The organism is Cupriavidus necator (genome assembly GCF_016127575.1).
In the GTDB taxonomy this organism is placed as follows: Bacteria; Pseudomonadota; Gammaproteobacteria; order Burkholderiales; family Burkholderiaceae; genus Cupriavidus; species Cupriavidus necator_D.
The window spans coordinates 258661-281544 of the sequence record NZ_CP066018.1 but is presented as its reverse complement, the minus strand read 5'-3'; the positions used below and the strand labels follow the sequence as shown (position 1 = coordinate 281544).

At 67.4% G+C, this 22884-nt stretch carries 24 protein-coding genes; 12 read left to right on the top strand and 12 right to left on the bottom strand.

Translation table 11 applies throughout. From position 1 onward, the window contains the following. Window positions 1-27: 27 nt before the first annotated feature. Together recN and I6H87_RS01350 are read right to left on the bottom strand one after the other, a co-directional pair. Complete coding sequence (gene recN / locus I6H87_RS01355) at window positions 28-1782, bottom strand: DNA repair protein RecN (RefSeq protein ID WP_011614897.1); 1755 nt, start codon at window positions 1780-1782, stop codon at window positions 28-30. Between the two features lie 66 nt (window positions 1783-1848). Beyond that, window positions 1849-2766: an NAD kinase gene (locus I6H87_RS01350; protein ID WP_011614898.1), complete on the bottom strand. Its 918-nt coding sequence runs from the start codon at window positions 2764-2766 to the stop codon at window positions 1849-1851. Between the two features lie 102 nt (window positions 2767-2868). On the opposite strand from I6H87_RS01350, the gene hrcA reads away from it, so the two are divergent. From hrcA to I6H87_RS01335, 3 genes are all read left to right on the top strand, one after another. Then, window positions 2869-3903 carry a heat-inducible transcriptional repressor HrcA gene (gene hrcA / locus I6H87_RS01345; RefSeq protein WP_010809051.1) on the top strand — a complete coding sequence of 345 codons (1035 nt, stop codon included), beginning with the start codon at window positions 2869-2871 and terminating at the stop codon, window positions 3901-3903. 106 nt (window positions 3904-4009) lie between these two features. Further along, window positions 4010-5125 carry a ferrochelatase gene (gene hemH / locus I6H87_RS01340; RefSeq protein ID WP_010809050.1) on the top strand — a complete coding sequence of 372 codons (1116 nt, stop codon included), beginning with the start codon at window positions 4010-4012 and terminating at the stop codon, window positions 5123-5125. Then, complete coding sequence (locus tag I6H87_RS01335; RefSeq protein ID WP_010809049.1) at window positions 5122-5517, top strand: RNA-binding S4 domain-containing protein; 396 nt, start codon at window positions 5122-5124, stop codon at window positions 5515-5517. Before hemH ends, I6H87_RS01335 begins: the two co-directional genes overlap by 4 nt. 68 nt (window positions 5518-5585) lie before the next feature. Here the strand turns inward: I6H87_RS01335 and I6H87_RS01330 are convergent, their stop codons facing one another. Beyond that, window positions 5586-5759 (bottom strand): hypothetical protein, encoded by a 174-nt coding sequence (locus I6H87_RS01330; protein WP_010809048.1) that lies wholly within the window; start codon window positions 5757-5759, stop codon window positions 5586-5588. A 275-nt stretch (window positions 5760-6034) separates the two neighbouring features. Between I6H87_RS01330 and grpE the strand changes: the two genes are divergently transcribed. Both grpE and I6H87_RS01320 read left to right on the top strand, forming a co-directional pair. Further along, a complete protein-coding gene (grpE, locus tag I6H87_RS01325) occupies window positions 6035-6595 on the top strand; it encodes a nucleotide exchange factor GrpE (protein ID WP_010809047.1) in 561 nt (186 codons plus the stop codon). A gap of 88 nt (window positions 6596-6683) precedes the next feature. Beyond that, on the top strand, window positions 6684-7112 hold the full coding sequence (locus I6H87_RS01320) for a thioredoxin family protein (RefSeq protein WP_011614899.1): 429 nt from the start codon (window positions 6684-6686) through the stop codon (window positions 7110-7112). 6 nt (window positions 7113-7118) lie between these two features. On the opposite strand, the gene I6H87_RS01315 is transcribed toward I6H87_RS01320, so the two are convergent. Both I6H87_RS01315 and I6H87_RS01310 read right to left on the bottom strand, forming a co-directional pair. Beyond that, window positions 7119-8411 carry a phospholipase A gene (locus tag I6H87_RS01315; protein ID WP_011614900.1) on the bottom strand — a complete coding sequence of 431 codons (1293 nt, stop codon included), beginning with the start codon at window positions 8409-8411 and terminating at the stop codon, window positions 7119-7121. 133 nt (window positions 8412-8544) lie between these two features. Next, window positions 8545-8976, bottom strand: coding sequence for a DUF1841 family protein (locus I6H87_RS01310; protein ID WP_010809044.1), 432 nt, complete (start codon window positions 8974-8976; stop codon window positions 8545-8547). Window positions 8977-9077: 101 nt separating this feature from the next. Between I6H87_RS01310 and I6H87_RS01305 the strand changes: the two genes are divergently transcribed. Together I6H87_RS01305 and I6H87_RS01300 are read left to right on the top strand one after the other, a co-directional pair. After that, window positions 9078-10016, top strand: a complete 939-nt coding sequence (locus tag I6H87_RS01305; RefSeq protein ID WP_041687238.1) for a DMT family transporter — start codon at window positions 9078-9080, stop codon at window positions 10014-10016. Window positions 10017-10104: 88 nt separating this feature from the next. After that, window positions 10105-10692, top strand: coding sequence for a malonic semialdehyde reductase (locus tag I6H87_RS01300; RefSeq protein WP_010809042.1), 588 nt, complete (start codon window positions 10105-10107; stop codon window positions 10690-10692). A gap of 70 nt (window positions 10693-10762) precedes the next feature. On the opposite strand, the gene I6H87_RS01295 is transcribed toward I6H87_RS01300, so the two are convergent. From I6H87_RS01295 to I6H87_RS01285, 3 genes are read right to left on the bottom strand one after another with little or no spacing between them, the layout of a single operon-like run. Continuing rightward, a complete protein-coding gene (locus tag I6H87_RS01295) occupies window positions 10763-11494 on the bottom strand; it encodes a Coq4 family protein (protein ID WP_011614902.1) in 732 nt (243 codons plus the stop codon). Between the two features lie 17 nt (window positions 11495-11511). Then, window positions 11512-12495 carry an alpha/beta fold hydrolase gene (locus I6H87_RS01290; RefSeq protein ID WP_011614903.1) on the bottom strand — a complete coding sequence of 328 codons (984 nt, stop codon included), beginning with the start codon at window positions 12493-12495 and terminating at the stop codon, window positions 11512-11514. Next, complete coding sequence (locus I6H87_RS01285; protein ID WP_011614904.1) at window positions 12492-14060, bottom strand: flavin-containing monooxygenase; 1569 nt, start codon at window positions 14058-14060, stop codon at window positions 12492-12494. Before I6H87_RS01285 ends, I6H87_RS01290 begins: the two co-directional genes overlap by 4 nt. Window positions 14061-14145: 85 nt before the next feature. Between I6H87_RS01285 and I6H87_RS01280 the strand changes: the two genes are divergently transcribed. Further along, window positions 14146-14772 carry a TetR/AcrR family transcriptional regulator gene (locus I6H87_RS01280; RefSeq protein WP_010809038.1) on the top strand — a complete coding sequence of 209 codons (627 nt, stop codon included), beginning with the start codon at window positions 14146-14148 and terminating at the stop codon, window positions 14770-14772. 15 nt (window positions 14773-14787) lie between these two features. On the opposite strand, the gene nth is transcribed toward I6H87_RS01280, so the two are convergent. Then, complete coding sequence (nth, locus tag I6H87_RS01275) at window positions 14788-15432, bottom strand: endonuclease III (protein ID WP_011614905.1); 645 nt, start codon at window positions 15430-15432, stop codon at window positions 14788-14790. Further along, window positions 15429-16238: an electron transport complex subunit RsxB gene (gene rsxB / locus I6H87_RS01270; RefSeq protein ID WP_011614906.1), complete on the bottom strand. Its 810-nt coding sequence runs from the start codon at window positions 16236-16238 to the stop codon at window positions 15429-15431. The genes nth and rsxB overlap by 4 nt, the downstream gene beginning before the upstream one ends. A gap of 295 nt (window positions 16239-16533) precedes the next feature. Here rsxB and I6H87_RS01265 point away from each other — a divergent pair, with 295 nt between their 5' ends. After that, entirely contained in the window at window positions 16534-17169 is a 636-nt protein-coding gene (locus I6H87_RS01265; protein ID WP_010809035.1) for a TetR/AcrR family transcriptional regulator, read from the top strand. A gap of 47 nt (window positions 17170-17216) precedes the next feature. Here I6H87_RS01265 and I6H87_RS01260 read toward each other — a convergent pair whose 3' ends face one another. Both I6H87_RS01260 and I6H87_RS01255 read right to left on the bottom strand, forming a co-directional pair. Next, entirely contained in the window at window positions 17217-18476 is a 1260-nt protein-coding gene (locus I6H87_RS01260; protein ID WP_011614907.1) for a polyhydroxyalkanoate depolymerase, read from the bottom strand. 311 nt (window positions 18477-18787) lie between these two features. Then, complete coding sequence (locus I6H87_RS01255) at window positions 18788-19984, bottom strand: amino acid aminotransferase (RefSeq protein WP_010809033.1); 1197 nt, start codon at window positions 19982-19984, stop codon at window positions 18788-18790. A 185-nt stretch (window positions 19985-20169) separates the two neighbouring features. Here I6H87_RS01255 and uvrB point away from each other — a divergent pair, with 185 nt between their 5' ends. From uvrB to I6H87_RS01240, 3 genes are all read left to right on the top strand, one after another. Continuing rightward, the gene (gene uvrB / locus I6H87_RS01250) at window positions 20170-22254 is read left to right on the top strand and encodes an excinuclease ABC subunit UvrB (RefSeq protein WP_010809032.1); all 2085 of its coding nucleotides are present in this window, start codon (window positions 20170-20172) and stop codon (window positions 22252-22254) included. Window positions 22255-22351: 97 nt separating this feature from the next. After that, entirely contained in the window at window positions 22352-22573 is a 222-nt protein-coding gene (locus tag I6H87_RS01245) for a hypothetical protein (RefSeq protein WP_010809031.1), read from the top strand. A 33-nt stretch (window positions 22574-22606) separates the two neighbouring features. Then, window positions 22607-22849: a hypothetical protein gene (locus I6H87_RS01240; RefSeq protein WP_010809030.1), complete on the top strand. Its 243-nt coding sequence runs from the start codon at window positions 22607-22609 to the stop codon at window positions 22847-22849. The last annotated feature ends 35 nt before the right edge of the window (window positions 22850-22884 follow it).

Sequence of the window (22884 nt, the reverse complement as noted above, 5' to 3'; positions counted from 1 at the left end):
GGCGCACGTGCGGGGCGGGCGGGGCCGTCAGCCGGCGGCGCGGCGGCTGCGCCGGCCATCCTTGCCGCCCGCACCGCGCGCGGGCTGGCTGCCCTGGCCGCCGGCCATGCCTTGCGCCAGCATTTCTTCCGCATGTTGCAGCGTGGTGGCGGTGACAGTGGCGCCGCCCAGCATGCGCGCGGTCTCGACCACGCGCCCGGCGGGGTCCAGCACCCTGATGCGCGAGCGCGTGACCGAACCGTCGCCCGCATCGGTGGTTTCCTTGCTCACCAGCAGGTGCGTGCCGGCCTGCGCCGCCACTTGCGGCAGGTGCGTCACGCACAGCACCTGGCGCGCGCGGCCCAGCTCCTGCAGGCGCCGGCCGACCACCTCGGCCACCGCGCCGCCGATGCCGGTATCGACCTCGTCGAAGATCAGCGTGGGCGTGGGCGAGGCTTCGCTGGTGATCACCGAGATCGCCAGGCTGATGCGCGCCAGCTCGCCGCCCGACGCCACCCGGGCCAGCGGCCGCGGGCTCACGCCGGCATGGCCGGCGACCAGGAATTCGACCTGCTCGAGCCCGTGGCTCTGGCCTTCGTCGAGCGCATTGAGCGCGGCGACAAAGCTGCCGCCGGCCATCGACAGGCCCTGCATGGCGTCGGTGACCGCGGCGGACAGCGCCTGCGCGGCCTGCTTGCGGGCGTGGCTGAGATGCTGCGCCAGGGTCAGGTAGGCGGCCTTGGCCGCGGCCTCGCGCGCCATCACCTTGTTCAGGTCCTGCGCGGCCTGCAGGTCGTCCAGCTGCTGGCGGCGGGCCACCAGCTCGTCGGGCAGCTGCTCGGGCGGCAGGCGGTACTTGCGCGCGGTGGCGTGCAGCGCCTGCATGCGTTCGTCGACCGCCTGCAGCCGCTCGGGATCGAGTTCGAGCCGGTCGACATAGCGCGTGAGCGAGTGCGCGGCTTCCTCGGCCTGCATCTGCGCGGGCTCGAGCGCGGCCAGCACGTCGCGCAGCGCGCCATCGACATCGGCCAGCTGCTGCAGCTTGTGCACGATGGTATTCAGCGCCGACAGCACCGAGCCGTCGGCCTCGGACAGTGCGTCCAGCGCGGCGCGGCTGCCGTCGATCAGGCCGGCGGCATGCGACAGCCGGTTGTACTCGGACTGGATCTCTTCCCATTCGCCCGGCTGCGGGTTGAGCTTGTCCAGTTCGCCGACCTGCCATTCCAGCCGCTCGCGTTCGAGCTGCATCTCGCGCGACTGGTGTTCCACCGCCTCGCGCTGGCGCACGCAGGCACGCCAGGCGCGCCAGGCCTCGGCCACCGCGCCGGCCTGCTGGGTGAGGCCGGCGTGGGCGTCGAACAGCAGCCGCTGCGCATCGGGGCGCAGCAGCAGCTGGTGCGCGTGCTGGCCGTGGATGTCGACCAGCTGGTCGCCGACTTCGCGCAGCTGCGCCAGGGTGGCGGCGGCGCCGTTGATAAAGGCCTTGCTGCGGCCGCCGGCATCGACCGTGCGGCGCAGCAGCACGGTATGCACGCCGTCTTCCGCTTCGCTGTTGAGCTCGCGCTCGGCCAGCCAGGCATCCAGTGCCGGGTGGGTCGAGAAGGTGGCGCTGACGCTGGCGCGCGGGGCGCCTTCGCGCACCACGCCGGCATCGGCGCGTTCGCCCAGCACCAGCGCCAGGGCATCGATCAGGATGGATTTGCCGGCGCCGGTCTCGCCGGTGAAGACGGTGAAGCCAGTGGTGAAGTCCAGGTCGAGCGTATCGACGATGACGAAATCGCGGATGGACAGGCTGCGCAGCATCGTGGCGTGGAAGGTAGTCGGTCCGATGGGTTCGGGCTCAGGCTTGGAGGGCGGCTTGATACTGGCTCAGAGGCGGTTGTCCTCGGACGGGTATTCGTGCCAGTGCAGCTTCTTGCGCAGCGTGGCGTAGTAGTTGTAGCCGACCGGGTGCAGCAGGTTGATGGTCTTTTCGGAGCGCCGCACCACGATGCGGTCGCCCGGCAGCAGCGAGGTCAGCGACTGCATGTCGAAGTTGACGCTGGCGTCGCGCGCGCTGGCCACCTCGATGGTGACCTCGGCGTCGTGCGGCAGCACGATCGGGCGGTTGGACAGCGCGTGCGGGGCAATCGGCACCAGCACCACGCCCGACAGCGTCGGATGCAGGATCGGGCCGCCGGCGGACAGCGCGTAGGCGGTGGACCCGGTGGTGGTCGACACGATCAGGCCGTCCGAGCGCTGGTTGTACATGAAGTGGCCGTCCACCGACACCGCCAGCTCGACCATGCCGGAGATGCCCGAGCGGTTCACCACCACGTCGTTCAGGGCCAGCGCGGAGAAGATGTTCATGTCGTCGCGCACCACGCGCGATTCCAGCAGCAGGCGGGTCTCGGCCTCATAGCGGCCGTCGAGCATGTCGGGCAGCACGGTGTGCGCGTCTTCCAGCGCGATGTCGGTCATGAAGCCCAGCCGCCCGTGGTTGACGCCGATCAATGGCACGTCATAGCCGGCGAGCTGGCGGGCGATGCCCAGCAGCGTGCCGTCGCCGCCCAGCACCACGGCCACGTCGGCCTGCCGGCCGATCTCCTCGGCGGACAGGGCAGGGTAGGCGGTCAGCCCGGTGGCGAGCGAGGTTTCGCGCTCGAACACCACGTCCTGCCCGTTGCGCAGGATATAAGAGGCGATCTCCTCCAGCGGCCCTTCGATGCCGGCAGTGGAGTACCGGCCCACCAGGGCGACGGTCTTGAACGAAGTGCGCACGGCGCTGGCTTTCGGGGGGGCGGACATGCGTGGATTAGACCATACCGCCATGACGCTTGTCAGCAGGCGCCAGCGAGCGGGCCAGGCCGGCCGCCAGAAGGTCCAAAACTTGCGTAAAATCGGGGCATCATGGATGAACGCTCCAAAACGCTGCTCAAGACCCTGATCGAGCGCTATATTGCCGAAGGGCAGCCGGTCGGTTCCCGCACCTTGTCGAAATACTCGGGGCTGGACCTGTCGCCTGCGACGATTCGCAATGTGATGTCCGATCTGGAGGAAATGGGCTTTATTGCCAGTCCGCACACCTCGGCCGGCCGTATCCCGACCCCGCGCGGCTACCGGCTGTTCGTCGATTCGATGCTGACGGCCAAGCCGCTGGAGCGCAACGCCGACCTGGCCGAGCTGACCGGCCAGATCCAGGACCAGCTCGGCGGCCAGCAGCTGGGGCCGCAGCGCATGATCACGGCGGCGGCGCGCACGCTGTCCAACCTGTCGCACTTCGCCGGCGTGGTGATGACGCCGCGCCGCGCGCAGGCGTTCCGGCAGATCGAATTCATGCGGCTGTCGGACAAGCGCATCCTGCTGATCATCGTCAGCCCCGAGGGCGACGTGCAGAACCGCATCATCCAGACCGAGCTGTCGTACACGCCGGCCCAGCTGATCGAGGCGGCCAACTTCTTCAACTCGCACTATGCCGGCATGAGCTTCGACGCGGTGCGCGGCCACCTGCGGGTGGAACTGCAGGACCTGCGCCGCGACATGTCGCAGCTGATGCAGGCCGCGGTCGAGGCCGGCAGCGTCGCCGAGGACGAGGACGACGACCACGTCTTCATCAGTGGCGAGCGCAAGCTGCTGGAAGTGGAAGACCTGGCCTCCAGCATGGACAAGCTGCGGCGCCTGTTCGACGTGTTCGAGCACAAGACCAGCCTGCTGCAGCTGCTGGACGTGTCCAGCCATGCGCAGGGTGTGCAGATCTTTATCGGCGGCGAAAGCCGGCTGGTGCCGATCGAAGACATGGCGGTCATCACCGCCCCGTACGAGGTCGACGGCCAGATCGTCGGCACGCTCGGCGTGATCGGCCCCACGCGCATGGCGTATGAGCGCGTGATCCCCATCGTCGACATCACCGCGCGCCTGCTGTCCAGCGCCCTGAGCCAGAACTAGTGCAAAGACTGGCTGGTCTGACAAGCGGCCCCATTCCTGCCGAGCGCGGCAATCGCCGGTGCGCCGCACCGGCGCCATCCCGGCACCGTGTCAACCCGGAAGCGACATGACGTTTTCTCCCGAACCGGCCTACCAGCACGGCCACGCGCCGCGCACGGCGATCCTGCTGGTCAACCTGGGCACCCCGGACGCTCCCACGCCCAAGGCGGTGGGGCGCTACCTGAAGGAGTTCCTGTCCGACCCGCGCGTGGTCGAGATCCCGCGCGCGGCCTGGCTGCCGCTGCTGCATGGGGTGATCCTGCCGCTGCGTTCGCGCGCCTCGGCGCTGAAATACGAATCGATCTGGCTGCGCGAGGCCCATATGACGGGCTCGCCGCTGCTGGTCTACAGCGAGCGCCAGGCCCATGCGCTGCAGCGGCTGATGAACCAGCACGGCCATGAGGTGACGGTCGCGTGCGCAATGCGCTACGGCAACCCGTCGATCGCCTCGGTGCTGGAGGCGCTGCGCCGGCAGGGCTGCGAGCAGGTGCTGGTGCTGCCGATGTATCCGCAATACTCCGGCACCACCACGGCCACGGCCTTCGACGAGGTGTTCCGGGTGCTGGGCCAGTGGCGCAACCAGCCCGAGCTGCGGCTGGTCAAGCATTTCCATGACCATCCGGCCTATATCTCGGCGCTGCACCAGCAGGTCGGCGCCTACTGGGCGCGCCACGGCATGCCGGACTTTGCCCGCGGCGACAAGCTGATCCTGTCGTTCCACGGTGTGCCGCGGCGTACGCTGGAGCTGGGTGACCCCTATCACTGCGAATGCCTGAAGACCGGCCGGCTGCTGGGCGAGGCGCTGGGCCTGCAGCCGGGCCAGTACCAGGTGACGTTCCAGTCTCGTTTCGGCAAGGCGGAATGGCTGCAGCCGTACACCGCGCCGACGCTGGCCGAGCTGGGCAAGGTCGGCGCGGGCCGGGTCGATGTCTTCTGTCCCGGCTTTCCGGCCGACTGCATCGAGACCCTGGAGGAAATCGCCATGGAAGGGCAGACCGAGTTCAAGGTCGCGGGCGGCAAGGATTTCCACTTCATCCCGTGCCTGAATGACGCCGATCCGTGGGTCGCGGCCATGGCCGAGATCGCGCTGCAGCACCTGCAGGGCTGGCCGCTGGCCACGCCGCATCCGCATGAACTGGAAGCACGGCGCACGCGCGCCCAGACCCGGGGAGCGGCGGCATGAATGTCGACTTTGAGCCGGATGCGCGCCAGCGCATCGACAAATGGCTGTGGTGCGCGCGCTTCTTCAAGACGCGCTCGCTCGCGGCCGAAGCGGTGGAGCGCAGCAAGGTGACCGTCAACGGCCAGCCATGCAAGAACTCGCGCGAGGTGAAGCCCGGCGACATGGTGGTGCTGGAAGCGCACCAGCAGCGCTGGGAACTGGTGGTGAAAGGCATTGCCCCGGCGCGCGGGCCGGCGCCGGTGGCGCAGACGCTGTACGAGGAAAGTGCCGAAAGCCAGTCGCGCCGGCTGGCCGACGCCGAGCGCCGGCGCCTGCAGCCGGAGCCGTCCGCGCAGATCCAGGGGCGCCCGACCAAGCGGGACCGGCGCCGCATCGACCACCTGAAGAGCTGAAATGACAATGCGGCGGCACCGGGAAGCCCCCGCTGCCGCCGCGCGCTTGGACCAGGGTCAGGTGGCGCTTATTCCTGCGTGACTTCCTGGCTGACGATAGGGACGATGTAGTGCTTGAACACCGCCTTGCCGCTGCCATACTCCGTATCGCGCGGGGTGAATGCGCCGGAAAGGCAGATAAAGACGGTCATGACCGCCAATGCGGCCACAAGGCAGAGTGTCACGACTGGCAGCTTATGCATGGCCAACCTTCCGGAAGAGGCACAAAGATGAACCATCTCCACAACCCCCGGCATTTTTGTCATTTTTATTACTGGGAATCTTAGTGATTGCGATGCAGCAAAGCAATAAGGCGTCGATTGCATATGCCTGGCCTTTGTAACCGTGTGTTTCCGCGTCACGCCAGCGCCACTCTTGAAAACCTGCGCCTTGCCACCACCTGCACGGAACACGCGCCGATTTACCACCCGCGGCCAGGCCCATGGCGGGCCGCGACAATGCATTGATACGGATCGACATGGAAGAACAGAAGCAGACGCCAACCACCCAGACGCCTACGCCCGCTGGCGATGAGGCGGCCAACGCCAGCCAGGAGGCCGGCGCGCCGGAAACCGCTGCCGTGGACGACGTGGCGGCCCAGCTGGCCGCCCTGGAAGCCAAGGCGCGCGAGCATTACGACCTGTATATGCGCGCCGTTGCCGAGGGCGAGAACATCCGCCGCCGGGCGCAGGAAGATGTCGCCAAGGCGCACAAGTTCGCCATCGAGAACTTCGCCGACAACCTGCTGCCGGTGATGGACAGCCTGCAGGCCGCGCTGGCCGACGGCTCGGGCGATATCGCCAAGCTGCGCGAAGGCGTCGAGCTGACCGCGCGCCAGCTGGCCGCCGCCTTTGAGCGAGGCAAGATCGTTGAACTCAACCCGGTGGGCGAAAAATTTGACCCGCACCGCCACCAGGCCATCTCGATGGTGCCGGCGGACCAGGAACCCAATACCGTGGTGACCGTGCTCCAGCGCGGCTACACCATTGCCGAGCGCGTGCTGCGGCCGGCTCTGGTGACGGTGGCGGCACCGAAATAAGGCCGCCTGGGGCGGCGGCGTGCCGTCCTGGATCGCGACCTGACGCCCGGTGCCGGCTGGCCCGGGCGTTTGTCATTCTGGAGCGAGCATGACCACTGAACCAGGCGCTGGCCCGGCGACATTCCCGGCCCCCCACCTCGACCACCGCGCCTTCGAGGCATTCGGCATGCGCGAGGTCGATGACGGCAGCATCGACGCCGCCATCGCCGCTGCGGGCGATGCGCTGGTGTGCGTGTTCTTCTGGGGGGAGGACTGCTTCAACTGCGAGATGGCCAAGAAGGCCATGCTGGCCAACCCCGAACCGATCCGCGCGCTGGAACTGCGCTGGCTGCATGCCAACGTCTACGCGCATCCCGGGCTGGGCCGGCGCTTTGGCCTGCATGGCATCCCGGTGTTCATGTTCTTCCGGAACGGCAAGAAGCTGGGCCGCGCCACCGGCTGGCATGGCCACGGCCAGTTTGCCGCCGCGGTGGCCAATGCGCGGCTCAAGGCCAGCGGCAAGCCGCTGGCCGGCTGAGTGGGTTCAGCGGGACAGCGCGTAGCCGATGCGGAACTGCCACGGCAGCTTGTGGTTGTAGTCCAGCAGGCTCTCGCCATAGCCGACGAAGTAGCCCGCCATCAGGTAGCCCGCGGTGCCGGGGATCAGCCGCGCCATCGGGTAGGTCAGCTGCGCGTCGACACTGCCGTACCACTTGCGCGTGCCCTTGCGCAGCGTGGCGGAGAACTCCCATGAGTCCGGGCGCCCGTAGGCAATGCCCAGGTCCATGAAACCGCGGTAGTGGGCGATGTCGGGGTTGTCGCCCTTTTCCACGTAGGCGTAGAGCTTGGGCGCGACGCGCCAGTGCCAGTCGTTCTGGTCGCCAAAGTAGAAGGTCGGCTTGACGAAGACCGTATTGATGCTGCGCGAGTCGTCGCCGTTGCGGCCATTGGATTCATGCTCCAGGCCGGCCGCCAGCGACAGCCGGCTGATGGCGTTGTTGCGCACGCCGGTATCCGACAGGTAATAGAACAGGCTGGGCCGGTAGTTGGTGTCGCGGAACGGCTTGGACTGCTCGGACAGGTCCCATAGCGAGAACTGGGTGTAGGCCACGTAGAGGTTGTCGAACAGACGCTTCGACGCCGGATCTTCGCCCTGGAAGAGGCGGTACTTGAAGCTCAGCTGGAACTTGGCGTTGGCCCCGTCATGCGCGCCGACCATGAAATACATCGGGTCATGGAACGATAGCCGGGCGCTGTCGCGCAGGTCGGCCGGAGCGGGTGCGGCAGCGTCGGCGGTGGTGACCGGGGTCACCGGTACGGCGGCTTCGGTGGCCGGCTCCAAGCCGTTCGCTGCCAGCGCCTTGCCGGCAACCGGCGGCTCAGCGGTGGCGGATTCACCGGGCCGCGGCAGGCGGTTCAGCGTCAACAGCACCGGCGCGGCGTCGATGCCGGTGGCATCCAGCCGCACCTGGCCGCGCAGGGCCGGCGGCAGCGCCACCGTGTAGCGGATCGCGCGGTGCTCGCCGCGGCGCAGGTTGACCACGGCCGGGCCCGAGACTTCGCGCCACAGCACCAGCCGCACCGGCGCCTGCAGGTCGCCCGAGGCGGTCACTTCGAGCGTGTCGGGAATACGGTAGCGGCGCGTGGCGTCGTCGGCGCTGACCACCAGCGTCAGCGTGAGCGGCTGGTTGCCGTCGATCACGCGCGGCGGCTGCAACAGCGCCACGCCGGCGTGGCCGGCGAGGGGGCAGGCCAGCATCAGCGACAGGCAGAGCGGGGCAACGGCGCGGCCGGCGGGCGCGAGCCGGCGCCGGCGGGGGAGGGTAATACGGGACATGGCTTGCGGGCACCGCGCCGCCATGTGACGGCAACGCGGCTAGGGAAAATGCGGACCCGCAAAGACTACCACGCACCCATCGGAGGGTTGTGACGAATTGTACGCTGCACTTGATGCGTGACGCGTACCGGACTTAGCGGTTGGCGCGGCGCTTGACGCAATCGACATAGTGGTCGCCGTCGGGCGGCTGGCCGGTGCGCTGTGCCTGCCACAGCATTTCGCCCAGGCATTCCATCACCTGGTGCTGCGCTTCGTGCGGGGAATCCAGGCGGCGTGCCAGCGCCTCATAGGCCTGGCGGATGCCGCGCGGCTGGTCGACCGAGACCTGCTCGGAGATCGACAGGTGCATCGACAGGTGCAGGAAGGGGTTGGTCTGGCCTTGCTCGGGTGTGTAGTCCTGCGACAGCGCACCTTCGGTGTCGCGCAGCAGGCCGTGGTACTCGGGGTGCTCGCCGATCCAGTCTACAGCGATGGCTTCCAGCGGGGTCAGCACGCCGCCTGTGAGCTGCTTCTGCCAGGCATCGCAGAAGAACCGGCGGACTTCTTCTCGTGAGGGATTAAACATGGTGGCGACATTGTAAACGAGGGCCGCGGCCCGCGCTGGCGGTCCGGTTGCTGCAGACGGCGCCAAGTAGAATGCGGGATCGCCGACTTCCCGCCCGCCCGATGACCGCTTCCGCCCAAACCGCCCCGGACCATGCCCGCGACAAGCTGGCCGGCGTGCTGCTGATCGCGCTGTCGGCCAGCGCCTTTGGCGCCATGGCGATCTTCGCGCGCTTTGCCTACGCGGCCGGCGCGGATGTCTACGGGCTGCTGCTGGTGCGCTTCGTGCTGGCCGCCGCGGCACTGGCCTGGGTGATGCGCACGCGCGGCATCGGCCTGCCGCCGTGGCGCCGCGTGCTGGCGCTGGCGGCGATGGGCGGCATCGGCTATGTCGGCCAGTCGTTCTGCTTCTTCAGCGCACTCAACCATGCGCAGGCCAGCCTGGTGGCGCTGCTGCTGTACCTGTACCCGCTGTTCGTGACGATCCTGGCGGCCATCTTCCTGAAGGAGCGGCTGACCACCGCCGCGGTGATCGCGCTGGTGCTGTGCTCGGTCGGCGCCGGCCTGACCGTCGGCGGCGGCGAGGGCTCGCCGCTGGGGATCGCGCTGGGGCTGGCGGCGGCGGTGATCTACTCGGTCTATATCATCGTCGGCGCGCGCGTGACCGCTGGCGTCAACCCGATTGCCACCACCACGGTGATCTGCACCGCGGCGGCGCTGGTCTACGGCGCCGTCGGCCTGCTGCGGATGGGGGCGGGCGCGCCGCCGCAGTTCCCGGCCACTGCCGGCGGCTGGCTGGCGCTGGCGGGCATCGCGCTGCTGTCGACGGTGCTGGCGATCCTGACCTTCTTCGCCGGCCTGCAGCGACTGGGCGCGGCGCAGGCGTCGATGCTGTCGACGCTGGAGCCGGTGGTCACCGTGTTGCTGGCGGCGCTGCTGCTGGGCGAGCATATCGGCACGGCGCAGGCCGTGGGTGGCGGGCTGATCCTGGCCGGCGTGCTGTGGCTGACCCGCAGGGGCAGTGCGCCGGCGCCGGCCCGCGCCGATATGCAAGGGAATTGAACGGGTTGCTCAAAGGCGCTGTCGTGGCGCGCACAAAGCGTTGGGTACAATCGCCCCTTCCCTCAAATCCCGTACAGGAAAGAAGCGCATGTCCCAGATCGACAACGCCGCGCTGGCGCAGCTGTTCACCGAAGCCCGCACGCACAACGTGTGGCAGGACCGCCACGTGGACGACGCCGTGCTGCACCAGATCTATGAAGCGATGAAGTTCGGCCCGACCGCTGCCAACAGCAGCCCGGCGCGCATCGTGTTCGTCAAGAGCGCTGCCGAGAAGGCGCGTCTGGTGGACTGCGTGTCGGCCGGCAACGTCGACAAGACCCGTTCGGCGCCGGTGACGGCCATCATCGCCTTCGACACCGCCTTCCACGACCAGCTGCCCAAGCTGTTCCCGCATGCCGACGCCCGTTCCTGGTACGCCGGCAACGACGAGAAGATCGCCCGCGACGCGCTGATGAACAGCTCGCTGCAAGGCGGCTACTTCATCCTGGCGGCGCGCGCGCTGGGCCTGGACTGCGGCCCGATGGGCGGCTTCGATGCCGACAAGGTCAACGCAGCCTTCTTCCCCGATGGCAAGTGGCAGGTCAACTTCCTGTGCAACCTGGGCTACGGCGAGGCCGACAAGCTGTTCCCGCGCGGCCCGCGCCTGTCGTTCGACGAAGCCTGCCGTATCGTCTGATCGCGCTGCGCACCATCAAAAAAGCGACCCGGCCGTGGTCGCTTTTTTTTGGGGGGCACGCAGCAGCGCTTCAGGCCGTCCACTCCTGCAGGGGATCGGGATTGCAGGCCAGGTAGCGCTGGGGTTCGGCAATGCCAAGCCGCGCGCGGGCCGCGCCGATGGGTTCGTGCAGCAGCTTTTCATAGTCCTCGCCCAACAGCCAGCGGGCGCGCCGGCCCAGCCGGTAGCCTTCCAGCACGGCCCGCGCAAAGGCCAGGCTGCCGCTCACGCGCAGGCTTTTCAGCGACGCCGCGATGGCGATGAAGGCCCAGCCCTTGCCGCCGGTCTGCGCATAGCTGAATGCCACCAGTGCGGCTTCGCCAAGGCTTTCATCGGCCCGGTAGCCGGTGAGCACATGCCAGATGTCGTGGATGTCGCGGGTACGCCGGCCGAACCACATGTAGGCGTCCTCGATCAACGGTTCCTGGTCCAGGTTCGAGACCTTGGCCAGCCCGTCAGCGCTGTAGCCGGTCTGTTCCAGGAACGCGCGATAGGCCGCGCCCACCGTGCCCGGTGCGAACCTGGCCACGTAGGCGGGATCGGACAGGCGCTCCGCCAGCTCGATGCGCTGGTAGACCATGCGCCGCCCGTCGGGCGTGCTCAGCAGCCGGTTGAAGTTGCGGGGCATGGACGGCCCGTTGAGCGCGCGCATGATGCGGAACACCTGCTCCGTGTCGTTGCCGTTCGCCATCAGCTTGCGAACGGCCTGGAACGCGGCGAAGACATTGTGCTTGTAGGGGTTGGAAGCGGTGGTGGTGGCCATGGGCGGGGCTCCGTGGATCAGGCGACCTGCGCCTGGGCCGGCGCGGGGACTTGCAGCCGGGCGGCGGCGTCGCGGACGAAATCGACGCTGGTGTCGATGGCGGTCACCGGCAGCATATGCCCGCCGCTGACCAATGTCAGCGTGGCGCCCGGAACCTTGGCGGCGAGCGCTTCGCCATGCTCGGCAAAATCCAGGATGCGGTCTTCGCGGCCGTAGAGGACACTGACCGGCACGCGCAGCGTGCCGTAGCGGTGCAGCAGCGCCGGCAGGCTCTGCGCGGCGCCGATCAGGTCTTCGGACGCGGCCAGGAAGTGGCGCGGCCGCAGCGCCAGCAGCCCGCCTCCGCGCGTCGGGAAGTCGTCCGGCACCGGGTCCGGGCCGAACACGATGTCCATCACGGCTTCGCGGCGCCGAATCGACATCGGCACCACCAGCGTCCATGCCATCAGCCGGCGCAGCCACGCGCTGGGCACGGTCATGGCCTGGAACACCGGCGAGATCGCCTTGGGCGGGTGCGTGAGCGGCGCGATCAGTGCCAGCCCGCCCACGCGCTCGGGGTGGTGGATGGCCAGTGCCAGCGCAATCGCGCCACCCAGCGAATGGCCCACCACCAGCGGACGCTCCAGGCCAAGCTTGTCGCACAGCGCGGCGAGCGCTGCGGCCTGCGCCGGCAGGTCCGCGGCGCTGCCCGGCTTGCGTATGGAGTGGCCCGCGCCGGGGCGGTCGACGGCGATCACGCGGAAATGCTCGGCAAGCGGCCCGATCATGCCGTAGCCAAAATTCTCAAGCTGGCCGGACAGGCCATGCACCAGCAGCACCGCCGGGCCCTGGCCGCGCTCCACCACGTGCAGCCGCGCGCCGGGCACGTCGACAAAGCGGCCGTGCGGCGGCATGGCGGCTTCGATGCGCCGCGCGGTGCGCCACGTGTACAGATACAGCGACGCGCCCAGCGCCAGGATCAGCCCGATCAGCACCGCGAAAACGGTCAGGACGATGGTCATGATTGCACCTCGCTGGCGGCAACGGCCGGCACCGTGTTGTTGTTGTCGGTGGTGTCCTGGCCGTCCCGGTGCGCCCGGTGTGCCAGGGGAGAGGGAGGCGGGACATCGAACTGCAACACGCCGTCTGCGATGCGCCCGTGCCGGATCGCCAGCAGGTCTTTCAGGTAGTTCTGGTGCACGCGCCATGGCTTGCGATGCCCTTGCCGGGGCAGCACGGTGGCGGCACGCTGCACGTAGCCGGAGGTGAAATCCAGGAACGGGGTCGGCTCAACGTCAGCCGGGGCGCGCGGCACGGCAATGCGGTGGGCGTGGCGATCCATATGACGCAGCAGGCGGCAGACGTACTCGGCCGTGAGGTCGGCCTTGAGCGTCCACGAGGCATTGGTGTACCCGAAGGCCAGCACGAGGTTGGGCACATCGCTCAGCATCATCCCCTTGTAGGCCAGGCATTCGGCGGGGCGGCGCGGCTGGCCGTCCACGGTGAGTGCAATGTCGCCCAGCATGTTCAGCTTGAGGCCGGTGGCCACCACCACGACATCCGCGGCCAGCGTCTTGCCGCTGGCCAGCACGATGCCGTTCTCGGTGAACCGGTCGATGGTGTCGGTCACCACCGATGCGCGCCCGTCGCGGATCGCGCGGAACAGGTCGCCGTCGGGCACCAGGCACAGGCGCTGGTCCCAGGGCCGGTAGCGGGGCGTGAAGTGGGTGCCGACGTCATAGCCCGGCGCCAGTTGCGCTGCCGCCATGCCGATCAGGCGCTGCCTGACGCGGTCCGGCCGGCGCCGCGCCAGCTGGAAGAACATCATGCCCAGCAGCACGTTCTTCCAGCGCGTGGCGGCGTAGGCCAGCCGCTCCGGCAGCACGCGGCGCAGCTTGTGGGCGATGGCGTCCTCGCCGGGGCGCGTCACGATATAGGTGGGAGAGCGCTGCAGCATCGTCACGTGCGCGGCGCTTTTCGCCATGGCCGGCACCAGCGTGACCGCCGTGGCGCCGCTGCCGATCACCACCACGCGCTTGCCGGCGTAGTCGAGCGATTCGTCCCAGAACTGCGGATGCACCATGCTGCCGCGGAATTGCGCTTCGCCTGCAAATTCGGGCCGGTGGCCCTCGGCATAGCTGTAATAGCCTGCGCACACATAGAGCAGGCGTGTGCGCAGGCGCAGCCGGCTGCGGTCCGCACTGCGTTCGGCTTCGACCGTCCAGCAGGCTGCGGCGCTGTCCCATGCCGCGCTGATGACCCGATGGCCGAAGCGGATATGTGACGTGATGCCGGCCTCTTCGGCGGTTTCGCGGATGTAGGCGCGAATCGACGGCCCGTCGGCGATGGCCTTGGCGCCGCGCCAGGGCTTGAAGCGGTAGCCCAGCGTGTACATGTCCGAATCCGAGCGGATGCCGGGGTAGCGGAACAGGTCCCAGGTGCCGCCCATGGCCTCACGCGCCTCCAGGATGGCGTAGCGCTTGCCGGGGCAGCGCATTTGCAGCTGGCGCGCGGCGCCGATGCCGGACAGGCCGGCGCCTACGATCAGGACATCAAGGACTGCGTCATCGGGACTTGAGGCGGTCATTGGGGGATTCGGGCGAGTGGCGCTTCTGACAACATAGATTGTCAGAAGCGATCCGGCAAGGAATCTGACAATAGGGAATGTCATAATGGCGCGCATGACGACCGAGCTCACCCCCGCGCGTCGCTACCGCGGCGCCGAAGCCGAAGAACGACGTGCCCAACGCCGTGTGCAGCTGATTGCCGCGGCCGTGCAGGTCTACGGCGAGCGCGGCTACCAGAACGCCACCGTCAAGGCCGTGTGCGAGGCCGCGGGCCTTACCGAACGGTATTTCTATGAGTCGTTCGCCAACAGCGAGGCCTTGCTGCTGGCATCGTTTCAAACGGTGACCCACCGCTTGCTGCACACCCTCGCCCTGGCGGGCGAGGGGGCCGGAGGCGAGGGCCAGCAACGCGCGCTGGCCATGCTGCGCGCCTATTTCGGGGCGCTGCGGCGCGAGCCGCGTTCAGCGCGGGTGTTCCTGGTGGAAATCCGCGGCGTCAGCAAGCTGGTCGACGGGGCGCTGGCGGATTCGCTGGATGAATTCGGCGGGCTGCTCGCGCAAGCGCTGCTGCCGCCGGGACGCAAGCTCGATCCGTTGCTGACGGCGGGGGTGGCGGGCGGGGTGGTCCACATCGCCCTGCGCTGGATCACGCACGGCTACGCGCCCGAGGTGGAGGTCGTCGCGCGCACCGCGCTACAGCTGGCCCTGGTGCTGGCGCACGAGCCGGACTAGGACATCAGGCCCGGGTTACAGCTGCGGCGCCGGCGTCTTTTCCCTGAACTCGCATAGCGGCTCGATCACGCAGTGCCAGCACTCTGGCTTGCGCGCCTTGCACACGTAGCGGCCGTGCAGGATCAGCCAGTGGTGGGCATCGTGCAGGAACTCATGCGGCACGCACTTGAGCAGCTTCTGCTCGACGATCTGCACGGTCTTGCCCGGCGCCAGCCCGGTGCGGTTCGCTACCCGGAAGATATGCGTGTCCACCGCGATGGTGGGCTCGCCGAACGCGGTGTTGAGCACCACGTTGGCGGTCTTGCGGCCCACGCCCGGCAGCGCCTCCAGCGCTTCGCGCTCGGGCGGGACCTTGCCGCCGTGGCGCTCGACCAGGATGCGGCAGGTTTCGATCACATGCTTCGCCTTGGTCTTGTACAGCCCGATGGTCTTGATGTACTCGCTGAGGCCGGCTTCGCCCAGGTCCAGCATCTGGCGTGGGGTATGCGCTACCGGGAACAGCCGCCGCGTGGCCTTGTTGACGCCGACGTCGGTCGCCTGCGCCGACAGCAGCACGGCGATCAGCAGCTCGAACGGCGAGCTGTATTCCAGTTCGGTGGCCGGGGCAGGGTTGGTTTCGCGCAGCGTCTCAAAGATGGCACGGCACTTGGCGGCGTTCATTGTTTTTCTTCCGGGTCGGTATTGGCGTTCTGGTCGGATCCAGGCCTGGCAAGTCCCGCGCGCGCGCGCCGTGCTTCGGCGGCGTCGATCTGGGCCTGCACCGCAGCCGAGACGTTCTCCGTATTGCGCGGCTGCGCGGCCTGCTGCTTCTGCCGGGCGCGTTCGATGGCGGCCTGGATGATGGCGCGCTTGCGTTCCTGCGCGGCGCGCTCGGCATCGTTCTCCGGCGCTTCGGCTTGCACCGCGGCCAGCTTGGCGGCGGCCTTGGCGGCCAGGCGCGCGTCGTTTTCCTCGCGCTCGCGCACCAGCCGCGCATTGCGCGCCAGGTAGCGCGCGTGCGCGGCATCGGCCTGCGCCTGCGACCACGCGGCCCAGCCGGTGCGCGCGCCGGTGACCGGGACCATGTCGATGCAGTCGACCGGGCAGGGCGCCACGCACAGGTCGCAGCCGGTGCACCAGTCAGGGATCACCGTATGCATCTGCTTGGCGGCGCCGGCAATCGCATCGACCGGGCAGGCCTGGATGCAAAGCGTGCAGCCGATGCAAAGGCTCTCGTCGATGCGGGCCACCGCGCGCGGCTGTTCGCTGCCGCGCTCCGGGTCCAGCGGCAGTGGTTCGGTGCCGAGCGCCGCGGCCAGGCGCACGATTCCTTCCGCGCCGCCGGGCGGGCAGCGGTTGCAGGCGGCTTCGCCGCTGGCCATGGCTTCGGCGTAGGGGCGGCAGCCGTTGAAGCCGCATTTTGTGCACTGGGTCTGTGGCAGCAGCGCTTCGATGCGGTCGGCAAGGGACTTGACGGCGGGATTCACGACTACGGGCAGGAAATCAGGGGACAAGACAGGGACCAAGGCCGGATCAGAACGGTCAAGACACGATATTTACGGGGCGCTGTGAGGGTTTGGCGACATAACAGCCGAACCCGGCGGCGGACAATAGGCCAGCGACCCTGCGGCACCGGGATCTCTGTGGACCCCTGCGAGCCATCGCGCCGCAAGGATTATCCCCGATTTCGCCGGCGGGCAGAAACGGCGATGATGCGCGCACCGCCGGATTGCCGCATTCCGGCCTATGCCATAATCCGCGCAACGATCGACCAGCCACCCCATGTCAACTGAGCCCAAGACCAAACGCGACCCGGAAGGGACGCGCCGACGCATCCTCGCTGCGGCCACCGAGGAATTCGCCAAGGGGGGTCTGGCCGGCGCCCGCGTCGACCAGATTGCCCGGCGCGCGGAAACCAACGAACGAATGCTGTACTACTACTACGGCAGCAAGGAAGGCCTGTTCCTGGCGGTGCTTGAGAAGCAATACGCTAATTTCCGCGCCGACGAGGAGCAGCTGCACCTGGTCGACGAAGACCCGGTCCAGGGCGTGCGCACGCTGGCGCGTTTCGTCTGGGACTGGTATTACGAGCACCCGGAGTTCATCCGCCTGGTCAACAGCGAGAACCTGCACGAGGCCCGGCACCTGAAAAAGTCGGCGCAGCTGCAGCAGCTGATCAACCCGGTGGTGGATGTGCTGGCCGACGTGATCCGGCGCGGGCAGGAACAAGGCGTGTTCCGCGACGATATCGACGTGCCGCAGTTCTACCTGACGATTTCCGCGCTGGGCTACTACGTGCTGTCCAACCGCTATACCATCAGTGCCGTGATCGGCCGCGACGTGGCCTCGCAGCAGGAGCATGAGCGCTTTGCCGAGCTGCACTCGGAAATGCTGCTCAGCTACCTGAAGAAGCACTGAGCATCCCGGCCCCGCAAGAAGAAACGCCCGCAATCGCGGGCGTTTTCTTACCTGGTGGCCGAGGCCTGGTGGTACTTGCGGATAAAGTCGCGCAGCTGCGGGTAGATCTCTTCGCGCCAGCGCCGGCCCGAGAAGATGCCGTAGTGGCCGCAGTGTGCCGCGTTCAGGTGCTGCTTGCGGATTTTCGGGATGCCGGCGCACAGGTCGTGCGCCGCGGCGGTCTGGCCCGCGCCCGAGATGTCGTCCAGTTCGCCCTCGACGGTCATCAGCGCGGTGCTCTTGATGTCCTGCGGCCGCACCGGATTGCCGTCGATGGCCCAGGTGCCGTTGGCCAGGCGGAATTCCTGGAACACCTCGCGGATGGTGTCGAGGTAGTACTCGGCGGCCATGTCGAGCACCGCGTTGTATTCGTCGTAGAAGCGCACGTGGGCTTCGGCGTCATCCGCATCGCCCTCGACCAGGCTCAGGTAGAAGTCATAGTGCGAGGAAAGGTGCCGGTCCGGGTTCATCGCCACGAAACCGGCATGCTGCAAAAAGCCCGGGTAGACGCGGCGGCCGTGGCCGGGGTAGTTGGCCGGCACGGTGTAGATGACGTTGTTCTCGAACCACTCGAACGACTTGTTGGTCGCCAGCGAGTTGACCGCGGTGGGGCTCTTGCGGGCGTCGATCGGGCCGCCCATCATGGTCATGGTGCGCGGCGTCTTCTCGCCGGCCGAGGCCATCAGCGAGATCGCGGCCAGCACCGGCACGGTGGGCTGGCATACCGAGATCACATGCAGGTTCTCGGCGCCGATATGGCGGATGAATTCCTGGATGTAGTAGATGTAGTCCGACAGGTGGAACGCGCCTTCCTCGACCGGCACCATGCGTGCGTCGATCCAGTCGGTGACGTAGACCTTGTGGTCCTGCAGCAGCGTGCGCACCGTGTCGCGCAGCAGCGTGGCATGGTGGCCCGACAGCGGCGCGGCCACCAGCACCACCGGCTCATCCTTGAGCAGCTTGATGGTCTCCGGGTCGTCGGCATAGCGCTTGAAGCGCACCAGCTTGCAGAACGGCTTTTCAAGCACGGTCTGCTCGACGATGGGGATGTCGCGCCCGTTGGAGCGCACCGACTTGATGTCGAATGCCGGCTTTTCGTATTCCTTGCCGAGCCGGTACAGCAGTTCATAGCCGGCAGCCAGGCGGGGTGCGCCGGGAACCAGCGAGAGCGGGCTGAGGGGGTTGGTGAAGGTCTTGGCGGTCGCCTGGGCCCACGCGGTCAGCGGGTGCAGGATCGAGCGCTGGAACTCATGCAATTGGTAGAGCATGCCTTTTCTGCCTGGGTCTAGCTAAGAGGTACGTACTACCAAGTACTAATGTACTGACAATACACCGGGGGATCGTGGCGCCGATTATGCCTTTAACCGAACGACCGTGCTAACGATCTTGCTCTGCAGCATATACCTTAAAGTACATCTGTTGCTGCGGAAAACAATAAGGTAAAAGGCTGATTTCTTGATGACATTGGCTGATAAATCGTAAACAAATGCAAAAAGCGGCCGAAGCCGCTTTTTGTGCATTGCTTTGTGACGCTTGCGCCAGTCGCCACCTGTTGCGGGATGGCGATTGCAAAAGCCTTTTACATCACAGCTGCGATCGCATCGACGACGGCGTCGATGTTGCGGCTGTTCAGCGCGGCCACGCAGATGCGGCCGGTGCCGACGGCGTAGATGCCATGCTCGTTGCGCAGGCGGTCCACCTGGGCCGAGGTCAGGCCCGAGTACGAGAACATGCCGCGCTGCGCCTTGACGAAGGAGAAGTCGCCCGGCACGCCCTTGGCGGCCAGCTTGTCGACCAGCGCATGGCGCATCAGCTTGATGCGGTCGCGCATCTCGGCCAGCTCTTCTTCCCACATGGCGCGCAGTTCCGGGCTGTTCAGCACGGTCGCGACCACGGTGCCGCCGTGCGTCGGCGGGTTGGAGTAGTTGGTGCGGATCACGCGCTTGACCTGCGACATCACGCGCTGCGCTTCTTCCTTGCTGGTGGTGACGATCGACAGCGCGCCGACGCGCTCGCCGTACAGCGAGAAGCTCTTCGAGAACGAGCTCGACACGAAGAAGGGCAGTCCGGAGTCCGCGAACAGGCGCACGGCGGCGCCGTCCGGGTCGATGCCGTCGGCAAAGCCCTGGTAGGCCATGTCCAGGAACGGGATCAGGTTGCGTTCCTTGACCAGTTCCACCACCTGCTTCCACTGCTCGGGCGACAGGTCCACGCCGGTCGGGTTGTGGCAGCAGGCGTGCAGCACGACGATGGTGTTGGCCGGGAACGACTTCAGCGATTCCACCATGCCGGCAAAGTTCAGGCCGTGGCTGGGGGCATCGTAGTAGGCATAGTTGACCACCGGGAAGCCGGCGGATTCGAACAGTGCGCGGTGGTTTTCCCAGCTCGGGTCGCTGATGGCGACCTTGGCGTCCGGATACAGGCGCTTCAGGAAGTCGGCGCCGATCTTCAGCGCGCCGGTGCCGCCGAGTGCCTGGGCCGTCACCACGCGGCCTTCCGTGATCAGCGGCGATTCCTTGCCGAACAGCAGCGTCTGCACGGCCTGGTCATAGGCGGCAATGCCTTCGATCGGCAGGTAGCCACGCGGCGTGGCGGTGGTCAGACGTGCCTTTTCTGCCTCCTGGACGGCGCGCAGCAGGGGGATTTTCCCTTCGTCGGTGAAGTACACGCCAACGCCCAGGTTGACCTTGGTCGGGCGGGTATCGGCATTGAAGGCTTCGTTTAGGCCCAGGATCGGGTCGCGCGGGGCCATCTCGACGGCAGAAAACAAACTCATTTGGAATCTCGTGGTCGGCTATGTAAGAAAACGGGAAGGCGTAGAATGCTTCGGACTGCGCTGGGGGCTGACAGGCCCCCGTGACGCTTCCGGCTTGAAGCGGGGGCTGGCAACCCCAAGATTCTAGCGTATTCGCCCCGTATTCCTGAGGTATTTCCCTAATCCCGCCCGTAAATTCGCCCCCTATGTCGAACCTTGCAGAAGCCGCGCCGGCCCTGGACGAAGACAAATTCGTCACATTCCCCGGCTCCCCGTTCCAGCTCTACCAGCCGTTCCCGCCCGCCGGCGACCAGCCGGAGGCCATCCGGCAACTGGTGGAGGGGGTCGAGGACGGCCTGTCGTTCCAGACGCTGCTGGGGGTGACGGGTTCGGGCAAGACCTTCACCATGGCCAATGTGATCGCCCGGATGGGACGGCCGGCGATCGTGTTCGCGCCCAACAAGACGCTGGCGGCCCAGCTCTACGCCGAGTTTCGCGAGTTCTTCCCGCGCAACGCGGTCGAGTACTTCGTCAGCTACTACGATTACTACCAGCCCGAGGCCTACGTCCCGCAGCGCGACCTGTTTATCGAGAAGGACTCGTCGATCAACGAGCATATCGAGCAGATGCGGCTGTCGGCGACCAAGAGCCTGCTGGAGCGCCGCGACACGATCATCGTGGCGACCGTCTCTGCGATCTACGGTATCGGCAACCCGACCGAATACCACCAGATGATTCTCACCTTGCGGGCCGGCGACAAGATCAGCCAGCGCGATGTGATCGCGCGCCTGATCGCGATGCAGTACACCCGCAACGAGACCGATTTCCAGCGCGGCACCTTCCGCGTGCGCGGCGACACCATCGACATCTTCCCGGCCGAGCATGCCGAGATGGCGGTGCGGCTGGAGATGTTCGACGACGAAGTCGAGTCGCTGCAGTTCTTCGACCCGCTGACTGGCCGCGTGCGCCAGAAGATCCCGCGCTTCACGGTCTATCCGTCGAGCCACTATGTGACCCCGCGCGAGACCGTGCTGCGCGCGATCGAGGCGATCAAGTCGGAGCTGCGCGAGCGGCTGGAGTTCTTCCACAAGGAAAACCGGCTGGTGGAGGCGCAGCGGCTTGAGCAGCGCACCCGCTTCGACCTGGAAATGCTGTCCGAGCTGGGCTTCTGCAAGGGCATCGAGAACTATTCGCGGCACCTGTCCGGCGCGAAGCCGGGCGAGCCGCCGCCGACGCTGGTCGACTACCTGCCGCCCGACGCGCTGATGTTCCTGGACGAGTCGCACGTGCTGATCGGCCAGCTCAACGGCATGTACAACGGCGACCGCGCGCGCAAGACCACGCTGGTGGAGTACGGCTTCCGGCTGCCCTCGGCGCTGGACAACCGGCCGCTGAAGTTCGACGAATTCGAGCGCAAGATGCGCCAGGTGATGTTTGTTTCGGCCACGCCGGCGCAGTTCGAGCAGGACAATGCCGGGCAGGTGGTGGAGCAGGTGGTGCGTCCGACCGGGCTGGTCGATCCCATCATCATGGTGCGCCCGGCGACCACGCAGGTGGATGACCTGCTATCGGAAATCCACGCCCGCGTGGAGGTTGGCGAACGCGTGCTGGTGACCACGCTGACCAAGCGCATGGCCGAGCAGCTGACCGAGTTCCTGTCCGAGAACGGCGTCAAGGTGCGCTACCTGCACTCGGACATCGACACGGTCGAGCGCGTGGAGATCATCCGCGACCTGCGCCTGGGCACCTTCGACGTGCTGGTGGGCATCAACCTGCTGCGCGAAGGCCTGGATATTCCCGAGGTGTCGCTGGTGGCGATCCTCGATGCGGACAAGGAAGGCTTCCTGCGCGCCGAGCGCTCGCTGATCCAGACCATCGGGCGCGCCGCGCGCAACGTCAACGGTACCGCGATCCTGTACGCGGACCGCATGACCGAGTCGATGAAGAAGGCGATTGGAGAGACCGAGCGCCGCCGTGCCAAGCAGATCGCCTTCAACGAGGCCAACGGCATCACGCCGCGCGGCGTGGTCAAGCGCATCAAGGACATTATCGACGGCGTCTATAGCGTCAACGATGCCAGGGCCGAGCTGCTGGCGGCGCAGGAGCAGGCCCGCTACGAGGACATGAGCGAGAAGCAGGTCTCCAAGGAAATCAGGCGTTTGGAGAAGCTCATGCTCGATCACGCCCGCAACCTGGAGTTCGAGCAGGCGGCGCAGGTGCGCGACCAGCTGGCCAAGCTCAAGGCGCAGGTGTTCGGCGCCAGTGGAGAGGGCGCGCTGCCGCCTGCCTGATACGCCGCACCGCCACGCGCGCTTCGCCTATAGTGAAATTCGCGGCGGCGCCGGTCATGAAGGGTGAAAGCGCGAAGGCTGCCGCAAAGGAGGCAAGATGGAACGCCAGTTTGAATACGGCGGCTACGCGGTCGTGGTCAGCGCGGTCCCCAATGCCGCCGGCGGGTTTGCGGCGCAGATGCGCATCGCCGATGCCTTCGGCGAGCCATCCGGCCCCAGCTACGAGGCGATTGCGGGCGACGCGCCCACGCCCGAAGGGGCCATCGCCCTGGCGGAGGCCGGCGCCATGCGCGCGATCGACGCCGGCGAGGTCAACTAGCCAGGCATCACCCATTTTCCGTGGAGAACCACAATGAGCGATATCGGTGAATGGAAGAAGAAGGTCTATGAAACCCACGAGGTGCAGGTCCAGGTCAAACAGCGCTCACAGAGCGAATGGTCCTACACCGTGCGCGTCTGCCGCCCCGGCACCAATATCCGCGCCGCCGGCACGCTGACCGAGACCTCGCGCATCACCGAGCACTACAAATCGCGCGAGGCCGCGGAAGTGGCCGGGTTTGCGCACGGCGAGCGGCTGGCCAAGCAGCTGGCCTGAAGGGCTGCGGGTAGAATTGCGGCTGTCCGGCCGGC